The organism is Kitasatospora sp. MBT66, from assembly GCF_000710405.2.
Classification (GTDB): Bacteria; Actinomycetota; Actinomycetes; order Streptomycetales; family Streptomycetaceae; genus Kitasatospora; species Kitasatospora purpeofusca.
This window is the reverse complement of the sequence record NZ_JAIY01000003.1, coordinates 637,637-650,664: the sequence shown is the minus strand read 5'-3', so window position 1 is coordinate 650,664 and position 13,028 is coordinate 637,637. Positions and strand designations below refer to the sequence as shown.

Sequence of the window (13,028 nt, the reverse complement as noted above, 5' to 3'; positions counted from 1 at the left end):
GTATCGCTCAGCCGCTGTCGCGTCCCGGTCAGGACGGTAGCCTGGCCGAAGGACGGGCAGACGCCCCGCACCGCCGCACCGGCCCGTACCACTGCACCGGCCCGCGCCTCCGCACCGCGGCCGGGATCCCCGTACGGGGCCGCGTGCGCCGCCGGACCGGTCGCCGGACCTACCGGTGAACGGATCGATCGCCCGCACAGGTCTCTCACACCGCGAGATGAGGGGACGCCACACCCATGGACTCCGTGCCGAACACTCCGCCCGGCCAGCTGCGCCGGATGGCCGCCGTGTGGGAACAGGTGCTGAGGAAGGGCGGGATCGGGCCGGACGACTCGTTCTTCACCCTGGGCGGGCAGTCCGTGATGGCCGGCACCCTGGTGCGCGCGGCGGGGGAGCGGTTCGGGGTGCGGATCCCGATCCGGTCGCTGTTCGAATACTCCCGGCTGGGCGAGTTCACCGACCACGTCGTGGGGTTGGCGCTGCCCACGGCGCCGACCACCGCGCCGCCGCCGGACGCTGTCCCCACGGGCGCTGTCTCCACGGGCGCTGTCCCCCCGGACGTCCCCCTGGAGATGACGGCGTTCCAGCGACGGATCTGGCTGGCCGAGCAGATCGATCCGAGCGTCCGCAACCACGTACCGCTCGCCTGGTCGGTGGCGGGCCGGTTGGACCCCGACCGGCTGCGCGTCGCACTCGGACGGCTGGTGGCCGAGCACGAGATCCTGCGCACCCGGTTCGTCGACGAGGACGACGGGTGGTCCGTGCGGCTGCGCGAGCCCTGGCTGCCGCCCCTGGAACTGCTCGACCTCGGCGAAGCCCCGGACGAAACCACCGACGACACGACCGACGCCATCGACGACGCCACCGACATCCCCGACGGCGTGACGGAATGGCTGGAAGCCGCCCTGCGCCTGCCGTTCGACCTGGAGTCCGGACAACTGCTGCGCGCCGCCCTGGGAGAGTTCGCCGACGGGCGGCAACTGCTGCTGCTCTGCGTGCACCACCTGGTGATCGACGGGGAGTCGATACCCGTGCTGCTCGCGGAACTCGACCGCTGCTGCGCGACCTCGGACCGGCCGCGCCAGGTCGTCCAGTACCGCGAATTCGCCGCCCACCAGAGGGAGCAGCGGGACAGCGCCTCCTGGCGCACCGATCTGGCGTACTGGGAGTCGGCGCTGGAGGGGGCGTCCCCGGACACGCCGCTGCCCGCGCCGGAGCGGCCGGAGCCGAACGGGGCGTTCCGACTGCCCCTGCCCGCAAGGCTGCTGGACTCGCTGCGCGCCGTGCAGTCGGAGCACGGCGTCAGCTGGTTCATGGTGGCCGCCACCGCGCTGGCGGTGGCCCTGCACCGGTGGACCGGCCTCGACGACGTCACCTTCGGATCCCCGACGGCGAACCGCAACCACCCCCGCTTCGCCGAACTGTTCGGCCCGAGCCTCAACACCGCCGTGCTGCGCTCCGGGGTGACGGCGGACAGCACGGTGCTGGACGTACTGCTGCGGATGCGCGGCGAGGCGCTGGGCGCGCTGGAGCACCAGGCCGTGGAGTTCGACGACGTGCTCAACCACGTGAAGCCCGCCCGGCGGTTCGGCCACACCCCCTTTGTGAACGTCACGCTGAACATGAACCTGCTGGACGACCACGTCGCCGTACTGGACGGGGCGCGGCTGACGCCGCTGCTGATCGACGAACTGCGCAGCGACTACGCCAAGTTCGGCTTGACGGTGACCATGGTGCAACTGGAAGGCCGGCTGATCGGCCTGGTGTCCCACCGCGGGGACCAGCTCGGGGCCGAAGGCGCCCGGGACTTGGCCGACCGGCTCGCGGGCCTGCTGGCCCGGTTCCCCGAAGCCCTGGACGAACCGGTGCTGCCGCGGGACTGAGCCCGACGCGACGACGGGGGCGGGTGGCGTCACCGCCCATCCGCCCCCGTCCCGGCGACCGCTCAGTGCTGGCCGGGCAGTTCCGTGATGGGATGCCCGGAGACCTCGTGCGGCTGGTACGGCTCCTCGAGGAAATTGATCTCGTCGGCGTCGAGTTCCACGTCCAGCGAGTCGATGGCGTCCTGGAGATGGCTCATTTTCGTGGCGCCGACAATGGGCGAGGTGACCGCCGGCTTCGAGAGCAGCCAGGCCAGGGCGAGCTGCGCCATCGGCAGTTCACGTTTGGCGGCCAATTGTCCGAGCCGGTCGACGATCTCGCGGTCGTTGTCCCGGTAGAGAATCTTGCCGAACTCGTCGGTCTCGCTCCGGGCACTGACACTGTCCCATTTCCGCGCGAGCCGCCCCCTGGCCAGCGGACTCCAGGGAATTACGCCGACACCCTGGTCCTCGCACAGCGGAAGCATTTCCCGCTCCTCCTCGCGGTAGATCAGGTTGTAGTGGTTCTGCATGGTGCTGAAACGCGTCCAGCCGTTCCGCTCGGCGGTGTACTGGGCTTTGGCGAACTGCCAGGCCCACATCGACGACGCGCCGATGTGCAGCGCCTTTCCCGCTTTCACCACGTCGTGCAGGGCTTCCATGGTGACCTCGATCGGCGTCACCGGGTCCCACCGGTGGATCTGGTAGAGGTCGACGTAGTCGGTGCCGAGCCTGCGCAGGCTGTTGTCGATCTCGCTCATGATCGCCTTGCGGGACAGCCCCACGCCGTTCGGCCCGGGCCTGGTCCGTCCATTGACCTTGCTGGTCAGCACGATCTCGTCACGGCGGCCGTATTCGCGGAGAATCCGACCGACGATCCGCTCGCTGCTCCCGGCGGAGTAGACGTTCGCGGTGTCCACGAAGTTCACCCCGGACTCCAGGGCGTGCAGCATCATGGGCCGGGCCTGGTCGAGGTCCAGGGTCCAGCCGTGGACGCCCTTGCCGGGTGTTCCGAAACTCAGGGCGCCCAGGCAGATCCGCGACACGTCCATGCCGGTCGAGCCCAGCTTGACGTACTTCAAGATGTTCCTCCTACGACGGGATCAGTGGCGGAACGAACAACACTTCATGGTGGCAAGGCCGCGGAGTTCGCCGCAAGTGCCCGGTCGACGATGGCCGACAATCCCACCACCTTTCGCGAAAAGCCGCCCGGAACCGCGAAACCGGTCCGCTCCGTTTCCCTCCATTCCCTTCACAAGGAATCCGGGAAATCACCGTGCCGGTTCCCGGGAACGCCCTCGCCGAGGGAGAGCTTCTCGACGCTGTTCCGGTCGCTGTCGGCCTCGGGGTACTGGACGAAGCAGTAGTCCTGGTCGGGAGTGAACGTCAGGTGTCCGGCCGCGCCGCCGACGGGTGTGCGGTCCTCCCGGAAGGCGGTGAGCCGGTGGGTCACCGAGTACACGGCGCCGGCGTGGCGGCCGGGGACCTTCAGGACGCCGGTGTCGGTGCGGCTGACCAGCTCGCTCACGCCGGTGGCCGACGAGTACCCGAGTTCGACGGAGACTGTCGCGCTCGGCCCGGCCCCGGCGGCCCCGATGCCGATGCCCCCCTTCGCCGTCACCGAGATGCCGACCCCGGCGCGCCAGGTGTCGCTCTGGGCCTGGGTGACGCCCTTGGTGATGCTGTAGCCCACGCTCTGCGCGGTGTCGCGGTGCTCGTTGTCGATGTACTTCTCCAGCCTGTACTGCGCGTCGCGCTGGATCGTGTAGACCGGGGACTTGCGGACCTGCCGGAGCAGGCTCCTGTCGCGGTCCTTCACGGCGGGGAACGGGACCGTGACGACCTGTTCCCTGGCCCAGTTGGTGACGTCGACCGGCCTGCTGAAGCCGTCCATCACGGGCTTCCGCGAGCCGGTGCCCCGCCGGGTGCCGATGGGCAGGTTGAGTACGTGCATGGGCGGCCGGCCGACCGGTTCGCGGCCCGGGGACCAGCAGAACCCGCCGGTGTCGGAGGGGGTCATCCTGATGCCGTTCGTCCCGTACCAGTGGCCGGGGGCGACGACGGGCCACAGGCCGGCGGTCACGGGTGCGGCCACGTCGGCCGGATGCGCGTAGGTGAACCCGTCGTGGCTCTCCTTCACGCAGCCGAACTCTTCGTCCGTCCCGTGCCGGGGGTCCTGCCCCGGCGCGAGGAGGAAGTCGCTGAAGGCCCGGTAGCCGTCCGGCGGGACCATCCGCCACACCACGTCCCCGGTCGGCAGCTCACCGAGCTTCTCCCAGTCGGCGGCGGGGCGGACCATGTCGTTGCGCGGGTCGGTGTCGCGCACCTCCAGGATCCAGGTGCCGGCTTCCTTGCCCAGGGCGCGCCATCCTTCGCCGTTCGGTCCGTCGGACCGGAGCCCGCCCTGCGGGATGCCGGTGAACCTGAGGGTGAGCGCCCCGAACCGGATCGGACGCGAGTAGACGGGATCCATGAGCCGTGCTCCCTGGTGTGGGGGATGGGTACGGTGATCCTTGGTCGGTTCGCGCACCAACAAACAACCGTTGCGCCACTCGACGGAAGGGCCGTCGCCGACTCCGGGTGACCCGCCGTCACCGTGTCGGACGGGCAGTGCCCGAGGTGGGCCGCATGCGGGGTCCGGCGGCTCGCGCACGGTTCGAGGGCTTGATTCGACAGCTGTCGGGAGCGACGGCTGTCGGGGGTGCCTGTTGGCCATCGCATAGACAGATGTCAATATAGACGTATGTCGAATCTGCAACTGCCGGTGCTCGGCCAGGACGACGCGGCCGTGTGCTGCTCGCCGATGGTCCGCGAGCCCCTGGGCGAGGACGCCGCCGTCGACCTGGCGAAGATGTTCAAGGCCCTCTCCGACCCGGTGCGGCTGCGACTGCTGTCGCTGATCGCCTCGCACGAGGGCGGCGAGGCCTGCGTCTGCGACCTGACCGGGCCGTTCGACGTGTCCCAGCCGACGATCTCCCACCACCTCAAGGTGCTGCGCGAGGCGGGCCTGGTCGGCTCCGAGCGCCGCGGGACCTGGGTCTACTACTGGGTGCTGCCCGCCGCCCTGGCCAGGCTCTCCGCTCTGCTGGAAGCCCCGGCCGCCGCCGGAGGCGCGAGATGACCACGATGGCCCCACTCGGCCGCCGGGCGGCCGCGGAGTTCGTCGGGACGGGCGCGCTGGTGGCCGTCGTGGTCGGCTCCGGCATCCAGGCCACGACGCTCTCCCAGGACGTCGGCGTCCAGTTGCTGGCCAACTCGCTGGCGACGGTGTTCGGCCTCGGGACGCTGATCCTGCTGCTCGGCCCGGTCTCCGGCGCCCACTTCAACCCGGTCGTGACCCTGGCCGCCTGGTGGACCGCGCGCCGCGGTGGGGAAGGACCCGGCCCGCGCGAGGTCGCGGCCTACCTCCCGGCCCAGATCGCCGGCGCGATCGGCGGGGCGGTGCTCGCGGACACGATGTTCGCCGAGCCGCCGGTCGCCTGGTCGACGCACGACCGCTGGGCACCGCACCTGTGGCTGGGCGAGGTCGTCGCGACGGCCGGCCTGGTCCTGCTGATCCTCGGCCTGGCCCGCGTCGGCCGCGCCCACCTCGCCCCGGCCGCGGTCGCCTCGTACATCGGCGCCGCCTACTGGTTCACTTCCTCGACCAGCTTCGCCAACCCCGCGGTGACGATCGGCCGGGCCTTCTCCGACACCTTCGCCGGCATCGCCCCCGCCTCGGTGCTGCCGTTCGTCGCGGCGCAGCTCGTCGGCCTGGCCGTCGGCGCGGGCCTGCTGGTGCTGCTGTTCGGCGGCCCCGGGTCCCGGGCCCGGTCCCGGCCGGCCGCCGACCCCGCACTCTCTCCCGCCCTCCCCGCCCTTCCCGCCCCGAGAATCAAGGACCCTCTGTCGTGAGCACTCCCGCCGTCCCGCCCGTCCCGCCCGTCCCGTCCGTTCCAGCCGTCCCGTCCGTGCTGTTCGTCTGCGTGCACAACGCGGGCCGGTCCCAGATGGCCGCCGCCTTCCTCACCCGCCTCGGCGGCGACCGCGTCCAGGTCCGCTCGGCCGGCTCCGCCCCTGCCGAGGCCGTGAACCCGGCGGTGGTCGAGGCCCTGCGCGAGGTCGGGATCGACATCTCCACCGAGATCCCGAAGATCCTCACCGTCGAGGCGGTCCAGTCCTCCGACGTGGTGATCACCATGGGCTGCGGCGACGCCTGCCCGTTCTTCCCCGGCAAGACCTATCTGGACTGGAAGCTCGACGACCCGGCCGGCCAGGGCGTCGACGCCGTGCGCCCGATCCGCGACCGGATCGAGCAGCGCGTCCGCGCCCTCCTCGCCGACCTCGGCATCCGGGCCACCGCGTAGCCACCGCCACGACCACCGCCGCCGCCGGCAGCGGGCCGGTGGTCGGAATCCGCGCGCGCATCGGCCGACACCGCGGACGCTGGCGCGACGTCGTCCTCCTCGAACGCCACAGCCCCGCCGTCGACCGATCCGGAGCCCCTGCTGCGCTTCACCTGGGGCGCTCGTTCAGGGCGCGCTCGCGGTGCCGAGGTCGTCGACCGCCTCGCGCAGCAGGCGCTCGTGGCGGTGCGGGGCGAGAAGGTGCCGGAGATCGGAGGCCAGGACGGGTGGCAGCTCGCCGGTGAGGGCGCGGACACGGTGGACGGCGTCGGCGGCGACGTCGAGTTCACCGAGCGCCAGGTGCCCGTTGACGACGTAGAGGAACCAGAGCGCGCTGTAGGGGGAGGGGGTGGAACTGCCCGACGCGGTGAGACTGTTGGCCAGAGCGGCCAGCTGAGGCCTGGCCTTGCCGGGCCGGCCGAGTAAGGTCCAGACCGACGCCCGGCCGATGGCCACGAAGCGGCGGTAGGCATCGGGATCCGTGGCAGTACCCGTCGCCGCGCGGTCCGCCTCCGCAGAGGTGAAGGCCTCGGCGGCAAGGTCGAGGGCCCGGGCGGCCTCGGTGGCCCGGCCGAGTTGGGCGAACGCGGAGGCTTCGCAGTTGTGCAGCTCCAGCGCGGTGGCCGTCGGCAGGTCGGGGGCGGCCGTGCGGGCGGCGCGGAGGAGGCCGAGGGCATCGGCGGCGCTGCCCGCCAGCAGGTGGTGGCGGGCGAGTTGGGTCATGGCGGTGGCCGAGATGCCGCAGTCCCCCGCGGCGGCGGCCGCCCGGACAGCGGTGAGGGCATGCTGCTCGGCTCGGGTCAGTTCCCCGAGGGCACAGCTGAACCCGGAGCACAGCAGGGCGGTGCGGGCGGAGAGCAGAAGCAGGCGCCGCGCGGCGCCGCCGCAGTGGCCCGCGGTGGCCAGCAGGTGGACGACCTGCCGGTGTTCCGTGAGCGCCGCGGCAAGGAGCAACCGGGACGGGAGGAGGCTGGCGAGCATCTGCGCCTCCAGAGCCGCGATGCGTGCCTCGATCCAGTCGAGCCGCTCGACAGCCCGCCCGGCTGCCTCACGTCCGAGGACGGGCCGGGGGCCGGCGAGCCGGGTCAGCGCCCCGTGCACCTGGGCGGCCAACCTGTCGCCCCGCAGTGCGAACCCCGTCGGCCGCCCGGACGTGGCAAGTCGCGGGCCGCCCCGGGGGAGGTACAGCCGCAGGTCAGCGCGAGCATCCTCGTCGAGGGGGACACCGTCGCCGGTGGCCAGGTGCATCCAGAACGGCCATCCGAGCCGCGCGACCTCGCGGGCCGGAACGCCGTGGATATGAGCCATGGCGAGCTGGGCGGAGTGTTCGGGAACGATGCGCCCCGATTCCCAGCGGGACACCTTCTCGCGGCGTGCGGCCATCCGTCCCAGGCCGAGGTCGTCGTGCGTGCGCGCGACGAGACTGGCGTACTCGGGCTGTGAAAGGCCCAGTGTCGCCCGCAGTGGGGTGAGAGGGTTCGCCACGGTGGTGCCTGATTCTGCCGTGCTCCGGCGGGACGGACCAGATTGTATCAATTTCCTCGGATATGTGCCAAAGTGCTCGGTCGGCATATACCGACCGAGCACTTTGTGTTGAGAAATTCCTTAGAAAGGTGTCCCTCCGTGTCCGACAATGGACTTCAGTACGCCCGGTGATCCCACTCCGTATGCGCCGACGAGCAGGTAGCCCAGCGCGGCCTCACCGGGAGTGATGGAGGCCTGGGGAGCCCAGGAGACCTCCATTGCTCCCGTGGGTGCCCGGTCGAACGTGGCCAGCTCGACCCCGTTCCGCGAGAAGCGACTGACGTTCGCCGAACGAGGAGTCAACTCGTAGGAAGCATCGCGATATTCAACCCGGATGCGGTACGACCTGCGGGTCGCGAACCCCGTTCCCGGGGACACTTGCCCCGAGTCGCTCCCCACCGTCAGGACCAACTGCTTCGGATCGCGGGTTCCGATCGGCGACGGATCACCGGCCATGGACCCTTGGCGGCGCATGACGGTCGCGTTCGGCAAGGAGGACGAGTTGACATCGACCACCCCGTGCTCGCGATCGACGGAGATCTCCACACGCCCGTGGCGCGGGTCACCGATCACCAGGTTCATTCGACCGGCTCCTTTCCTGACACTTGCACACCGGGCAAGCGAATAATTCGTGAATGGCTAACGAGTCTCGAAGGAATAACCGGCCGTACTGGAGCTGAATCCGCATTTGGCGACGGACTCTTCGCCTATTTTCTTCCACGGCCCCCATGCGGTGTGCGTGATGTCATGGGCATTGTTCCGGCCGCGTACGACGGTACACTTGATCGTCGCTCGATGCTCCTTCATGTCCCGCGGTCCAGGGCTGATGCACCAGGAGGTCGCCTTTCCCCGACCCGCGTCCAACTCGGCCTTGACGAAGCAGGCGGCCGGCTGTGCGGATGCCGCTGCGGGGGCGGCCACAAAGGCGCCGATCGCCACCACCCCGACAATCGCCGCGTTGGAGAATCGATGGCCACGCATTTTTCTGTCCCCTCCCGAAAATTTGAAAGCAGGGGCCGGGTCGCGAATTCTAGAACCGTTTTCCCGGCGTGCTTCATACAATTTATGGACATCGGCCGAAGCGGTCAAAGAACAGAGGCACCCCAGGAGGCACGGTGCCGCCCCTTGACGGACGAGGCTCTCCATGTGCACGGGCGGACGAGGGTCCATCCGCACGGGTCCGGTCGGCTCGATGCTTCGAGGTGAGGGCCGCGACCACCCGCACTGCCTTCCGGTGGGAAGAGCGGGTTCGGCCACACGGAGTTCGACCGCATACGGACAGGAGGGTTGGGGACGGACCCTCCGCGGATCCGGGACGTACTGGTGAAGGCGCAGCCGCGCCGGGGGGTCAGTACAGCTGAGGAAGTACCACGTGAGCCACGGACGGCCGTGTCGTGCATCCTGCTGCCCGACACCTACCACCGGTACCACGCCCCGGGCGGCGGCGAGGTGGTGGAGGCCCGGGACGACATCGGCGGCGTCTACTACGGGATGAAGGACTTCCCGGCACTGCTCGACGAGGGCAACGTCGGCTACGGATTCGACTACAGCATGTTCGACGACCCGACGGGTCGTGGAGCCGCCGCTGGGAGGCCGCGGTCGGGGTCACGCTGGCCCACCTCGTGGTCGCCGCCGAGGGCCGCCCGGTGATTCTCCCGGCCGGCCCCGTCGCGGAACTGCTCGGTCATGCCGTCGGCGGCCACCGCCGCGCCGGGGCCGGGCCCGATGCCCGCACCGTGGGGCTGGCGGGTCCGGGAATCCGTGAGATCCGGCCTCGCCCGGATGTGCTTCTCGTCCCGCGCCACCCGCTCACGGGCGAGCCCTGGCGCCCGCCCGACGACGAAGCAGCGGTCGTGGTGCCGCTCGACAGCGGAGTCTGGTCGTACCTCGCGTACCCGGGCGAGACCTCACCGATGCCCGCCACCGGGGTCCTTCCCCCAGGCGTTCTGCGGGACGACTACCCCCTGCCACCGCGCCCCCGGAACCCGCTGACATCCCACTACCGCGCCTACAACGACACCCTGGTCAGACTGCCGGCCATCCGTACCCCGCAGCTGCGCAGGTACTACGACGCGCGCCGACCGTGAACGCGTGAACGACCGCAACGGGGCTACGCGGCCGGTGCTGGTGGCGGGCGCCGACCGGCGTTCGCCGCCGCCGGACCGTCCGTCCGGGCGCACCCGCTCAGGCGGAGGAGACCGCCTGATCTGCGTTGCCGAACCACCACTCGGCCCCGTCGATGCCTGCGGCCCAGGTGTTCATGACCCGCTCGATCGTGGGAGTGCCCACCGCGCGGCCGACAGTGACGACGGCGAAGCGGAGATCCGGCGGCGCCTCGGCCAGGCCGGGGAGGTCCGCGACCGCGTCTCTGAGCGCCGCGAACGAGTCGGGGTTCAAGCGCCCGAGTCCCGCCACCTGGATGCACCAGTTCTCGCCCTGTCCGACAACCTCGAACCGGCCGTCGTCGGCGACCCGCAGCACATCACCGGCCGCGCATCCGAGGACCAGACCGGGACTTCCGGTCAACTCGACAAGGCCCGACCGCACAGGGCGGGCCGGCAGCACCTCGAACACCGGCTGCCCGGAGCCGATGTGCCCGGCCAGAAGACGTATGTGGGTTCCGGTCGGCGGCTGAGGATCGAACGTCATGCGGAGATCGTTCCACAGCCGATCCTGTGGCTCGTGGATGCCCTCCAGCAACTCGTGTCAGCGGACGCCCATTTCATCGGTGTGGTTTCGAGCGCGAGTACTCCGGGACGGAGGGAATCGTGGAGGTGGCTCCGTCGGCAGATGGCCGTCGGAGCCGATCCCGGCTGCGAGGGCCGGCGCTGTGTTACGTTCCGGGACAGGGGGTCGACATGGACGTGACGTCGAGTGCGGCGCGTGAGGAACTGGACCGGCTGGGCCGGTCGCTGCGCGAGCAGATGGTCGTGCTGATCACCGATCTGACCGTTCGTGTCCACCGTCGCCGACTGGCCTTCGGCGAGCCGAAGGTCGCCGACGGGAGTGATCCGTCCCGCTACCACTGTTCGGCGATGTACCAGGGCAACCGGCCGGCGAGCGCTACCGCTGCCGGAACGGCCTCCCGCGCGGTCTCTCTTCTTCGCGCGGCGGGTTGGGAGGTCACGGTGTCGCAGGAGGACGACGACGGGAGGCTGTGGACGGTGGTTCTCGCCCACCGGGACGGCAGCACCATCCGGGTCCTGACGAGCGACGACACGCCCGCTGTGGTGTTCCGGGGGCAGACACCGGCCCTGGTGCTGCGCCCGCCGCAGCCGGTCGGGCAGTCGGCGACTGCGCCGGAGCCGGTGCACGAGCCGGAGCCGGAGCGAACGCCGGAGACCCTCACGCCCGGTTATGTCCTGTGCTACGAGTGCGACGGTGCGGGGCGCTGCCCGGGGTGCGGTGGCCGCGGGTGGGTGATGCGTACGTCCGGCCTGTCCGAGCGCCGGAGCCGGTGCAGCGAATGCGCCACGAGGAAGGTCTGCCCCATCTGTCGGGGTGCGGGCCAGTTGGCGATCTTCGACCTGTCGACGTACCAACGCGGCTACTACCCGGGGCTGGATCAGGACTGACAGCGGCACACCTCCCGTCTCGGATCAGCCGCGCAGGGAGGCGATGGCCTTCTCGATGCGCCGTTGGCGTGTCTCCGGCTTCTTCGCGCTCTCGACGGCGCGCACGTGCTCGCGCTTCCGGTTGAACGAAAGGCTGTCGTAGGCGGCGCGCGCGGCCGGGTCGTCGTCCAGGGCCTGGGCGAAGTCCGCAGGCTCCACGACGACGCGCGGCTCGCTGTCGAGCTCAAGCTCGACCTCGACCTCCTCGCCGATCTCGACCTCGGCGGCCTGCCGGTTGGCGTTGCTGAGGCCGAGCAGATGGCGGCCGCGCAGGATGGCGACCCGGCTTCGCCAGGAGTGCCCGTTGATGGTGATCGTCACCGGCGGCCGCGCGCCGCCGCCGAGCGCCGCCACCACCTCGGGCGGGACTTCCAGCCCCCGCATGGGCTCGGGCGGTTCGACGAGGGTGTGGAACTTCACGGCACGCTCCTTGATGATCGGTGCGGCCGGTGTCGGCCACGACCCACAGCTTCTCGCACTGGCGGCGGGCCCACATCCGTACCGACTACGGAGACCAACACGGAGCGGCCCGGGTGGTGTGGCCCAGCTTTCGTCCCGCCTCTTCGGGAGACCCGCTGGACGGTGCTCAGGGACGGGTCGACGCTTCGACCTGGTTCGGTTCCGCGTAGAGCTCTGCCAAACGGGGCAGCCGACGGCTCAGCTCCTCGCCGTCCCCGAAGTCGAAGTCCCAGTCCGGGTCCAGCTCCGGACGGTGGGAGGTGAACGAGTTGTCGGGGAGGTCCGCTCCGGTTGCTGTCCGGTGGGCGTACCAGGCCATGTTCAGGGCAATCTCGCACTCGAGGTCGAGTCCCTCCGCGGCGGAGGTGCGGACTGCGGGGAGTTCGGCGAGTGCGTCGGGATCGGCGATGACGCGCTCGAACGTTCCACGGCCCTGGGTGATCAGCCAGCCGCGGAAGTAGTCGAAGCCGTCGTCGGAGCAGCCGCCGTTGATCACGTAGGCGGCTCCCCACAGGGGCGCCCGGTACGAGGCGGCCATCAGGTCCTGGAGGATCTGTTGAGCGGCGACGATCTCCTGGGCCGGGCGCAGCGTGAGCAGTGCGGTCGCCCGCTCGACGACGGCGTCGCCGTCGTCCGGCGCGGGCAGCTGCGAGCGGGCTTCGTCGATCAGCTTCCAGAACAGTTGGGTGTCCATGGCTGGTGAGCATGCCACCGGGCTCCGACACGGCGGTTCGGCGGGACGGTCGGCGGAGGGCGTGGCGCGGGCGGGCTTTTCTCCGCGTCGAGGCGGAAGACGCTCATCGCGTCCACCCGCCGGGGCCGGGGCGCAGGGTCATGAAGCCGTCGAGGGGCTCGAAGCCGAGGGTGCGGTACAGGCGTGCTCCGGCGGCGGTGGCCCGTAGTTCGACGGATCCGCAGCCGCGGTCCTTCAGGGCTTCGACGAGGGCGGTGGTGACGGCGCGGCCGTGTCCGCGCCGTTGGTGGGCGGGGTCGGTGGCTACGGTGTGGATCCGGCCCCACAGGCCGGTGGGGAACGCGGGGCCGAGGTAGCCGTGGTAGACGATGCCGATGGCGCACGCGGCGAGGCCGTCTGCGGTGGGCACGACGTAGGAGAGCAGGTTCGGGTCGGTGCCCAGGCGCTCCCGCATGTCGTCGCGGAAGGTGGTGCGCCATTTGTCGGTGAGCGG

At 70.8% G+C, this 13,028-nt stretch carries 15 protein-coding genes; 7 read left to right on the top strand and 8 right to left on the bottom strand.

The window, feature by feature from the left end; translation table 11 throughout:
- Nucleotides 1-236 precede the first annotated feature (236 nt).
- Nucleotides 237-1,883: a condensation domain-containing protein gene (locus BI06_RS04945; protein WP_051740243.1), complete on the top strand. Its 1,647-nt coding sequence runs from the start codon at nt 237-239 to the stop codon at nt 1,881-1,883.
- A gap of 62 nt (nt 1,884-1,945) precedes the next feature.
- On the opposite strand, the gene BI06_RS04940 is transcribed toward BI06_RS04945, so the two are convergent.
- Nucleotides 1,946-2,941, bottom strand: a complete 996-nt coding sequence (locus BI06_RS04940; protein ID WP_043465382.1) for an aldo/keto reductase — start codon at nt 2,939-2,941, stop codon at nt 1,946-1,948.
- 170 nt (nt 2,942-3,111) lie between these two features.
- Complete coding sequence (locus BI06_RS04935; protein ID WP_043465379.1) at nt 3,112-4,332, bottom strand: hypothetical protein; 1,221 nt, start codon at nt 4,330-4,332, stop codon at nt 3,112-3,114.
- 270 nt (nt 4,333-4,602) lie between these two features.
- Between BI06_RS04935 and BI06_RS04930 the strand changes: the two genes are divergently transcribed.
- The 3 genes from BI06_RS04930 to BI06_RS04920 are packed head-to-tail and all read left to right on the top strand — an operon-like array spanning nt 4,603 to nt 6,205.
- Nucleotides 4,603-4,980: a helix-turn-helix transcriptional regulator gene (locus tag BI06_RS04930; protein ID WP_051740242.1), complete on the top strand. Its 378-nt coding sequence runs from the start codon at nt 4,603-4,605 to the stop codon at nt 4,978-4,980.
- Nucleotides 4,977-5,753: an aquaporin gene (locus BI06_RS04925; RefSeq protein ID WP_051740241.1), complete on the top strand. Its 777-nt coding sequence runs from the start codon at nt 4,977-4,979 to the stop codon at nt 5,751-5,753. The genes BI06_RS04930 and BI06_RS04925 overlap by 4 nt, the downstream gene beginning before the upstream one ends.
- A complete protein-coding gene (locus BI06_RS04920; RefSeq protein WP_051740240.1) occupies nt 5,750-6,205 on the top strand; it encodes an arsenate reductase ArsC in 456 nt (151 codons plus the stop codon). Before BI06_RS04925 ends, BI06_RS04920 begins: the two co-directional genes overlap by 4 nt.
- 165 nt (nt 6,206-6,370) lie before the next feature.
- Here BI06_RS04920 and BI06_RS04915 read toward each other — a convergent pair whose 3' ends face one another.
- Both BI06_RS04915 and BI06_RS04910 read right to left on the bottom strand, forming a co-directional pair.
- Nucleotides 6,371-7,729: a hypothetical protein gene (locus BI06_RS04915; RefSeq protein ID WP_149030269.1), complete on the bottom strand. Its 1,359-nt coding sequence runs from the start codon at nt 7,727-7,729 to the stop codon at nt 6,371-6,373.
- A 120-nt stretch (nt 7,730-7,849) separates the two neighbouring features.
- The gene (locus BI06_RS04910) at nt 7,850-8,350 is read right to left on the bottom strand and encodes a hypothetical protein (RefSeq protein WP_051740239.1); all 501 of its coding nucleotides are present in this window, start codon (nt 8,348-8,350) and stop codon (nt 7,850-7,852) included.
- Between the two features lie 807 nt (nt 8,351-9,157).
- Here BI06_RS04910 and BI06_RS45925 point away from each other — a divergent pair.
- Together BI06_RS45925 and BI06_RS04905 are read left to right on the top strand one after the other, a co-directional pair.
- Nucleotides 9,158-9,418, top strand: coding sequence for a phosphatidylserine decarboxylase (locus BI06_RS45925; protein WP_233290009.1), 261 nt, complete (start codon nt 9,158-9,160; stop codon nt 9,416-9,418).
- Nucleotides 9,415-9,855, top strand: coding sequence for a hypothetical protein (locus tag BI06_RS04905; RefSeq protein WP_233290008.1), 441 nt, complete (start codon nt 9,415-9,417; stop codon nt 9,853-9,855). The genes BI06_RS45925 and BI06_RS04905 overlap by 4 nt, the downstream gene beginning before the upstream one ends.
- 97 nt (nt 9,856-9,952) lie before the next feature.
- Here BI06_RS04905 and BI06_RS04900 read toward each other — a convergent pair whose 3' ends face one another.
- Nucleotides 9,953-10,468 (bottom strand): DUF4265 domain-containing protein, encoded by a 516-nt coding sequence (locus tag BI06_RS04900; RefSeq protein ID WP_149030268.1) that lies wholly within the window; start codon nt 10,466-10,468, stop codon nt 9,953-9,955.
- Nucleotides 10,469-10,536: 68 nt separating this feature from the next.
- Between BI06_RS04900 and BI06_RS04895 the strand changes: the two genes are divergently transcribed.
- On the top strand, nt 10,537-11,343 hold the full coding sequence (locus tag BI06_RS04895; protein ID WP_149030267.1) for a hypothetical protein: 807 nt from the start codon (nt 10,537-10,539) through the stop codon (nt 11,341-11,343).
- Between the two features lie 24 nt (nt 11,344-11,367).
- Here the strand turns inward: BI06_RS04895 and BI06_RS04890 are convergent, their stop codons facing one another.
- The 3 genes from BI06_RS04890 to BI06_RS04880 all read right to left on the bottom strand — a co-directional run.
- Nucleotides 11,368-11,802: a YdeI/OmpD-associated family protein gene (locus BI06_RS04890; protein ID WP_043465375.1), complete on the bottom strand. Its 435-nt coding sequence runs from the start codon at nt 11,800-11,802 to the stop codon at nt 11,368-11,370.
- 166 nt (nt 11,803-11,968) lie between these two features.
- A complete protein-coding gene (locus BI06_RS04885; protein ID WP_043465373.1) occupies nt 11,969-12,535 on the bottom strand; it encodes a DUF4240 domain-containing protein in 567 nt (188 codons plus the stop codon).
- A 103-nt stretch (nt 12,536-12,638) separates the two neighbouring features.
- The coding region (locus BI06_RS04880; protein ID WP_051740236.1) for a GNAT family N-acetyltransferase at nt 12,639-13,028 on the bottom strand (390 nt) is incomplete at its 5' end.

What these genes read in the sequence shown, in the direction of transcription:
- BI06_RS04945 (WP_051740243.1), top strand. Translation starts at nt 237, where the DNA reads ATGGACTCCGTGCCGAACACTCCGCCCGGCCAGCTGCGCCGGATGGCC.
- BI06_RS04935 (WP_043465379.1), bottom strand. Translation starts at nt 4,332, where the DNA reads ATGGATCCCGTCTACTCGCGTCCGATCCGGTTCGGGGCGCTCACCCTC.
- BI06_RS04930 (WP_051740242.1), top strand. Translation starts at nt 4,603, where the DNA reads ATGTCGAATCTGCAACTGCCGGTGCTCGGCCAGGACGACGCGGCCGTG.
- BI06_RS04925 (WP_051740241.1), top strand. Translation starts at nt 4,977, where the DNA reads ATGACCACGATGGCCCCACTCGGCCGCCGGGCGGCCGCGGAGTTCGTC.
- BI06_RS04910 (WP_051740239.1), bottom strand. Translation starts at nt 8,350, where the DNA reads ATGAACCTGGTGATCGGTGACCCGCGCCACGGGCGTGTGGAGATCTCC.
- BI06_RS04885 (WP_043465373.1), bottom strand. Translation starts at nt 12,535, where the DNA reads ATGGACACCCAACTGTTCTGGAAGCTGATCGACGAAGCCCGCTCGCAG.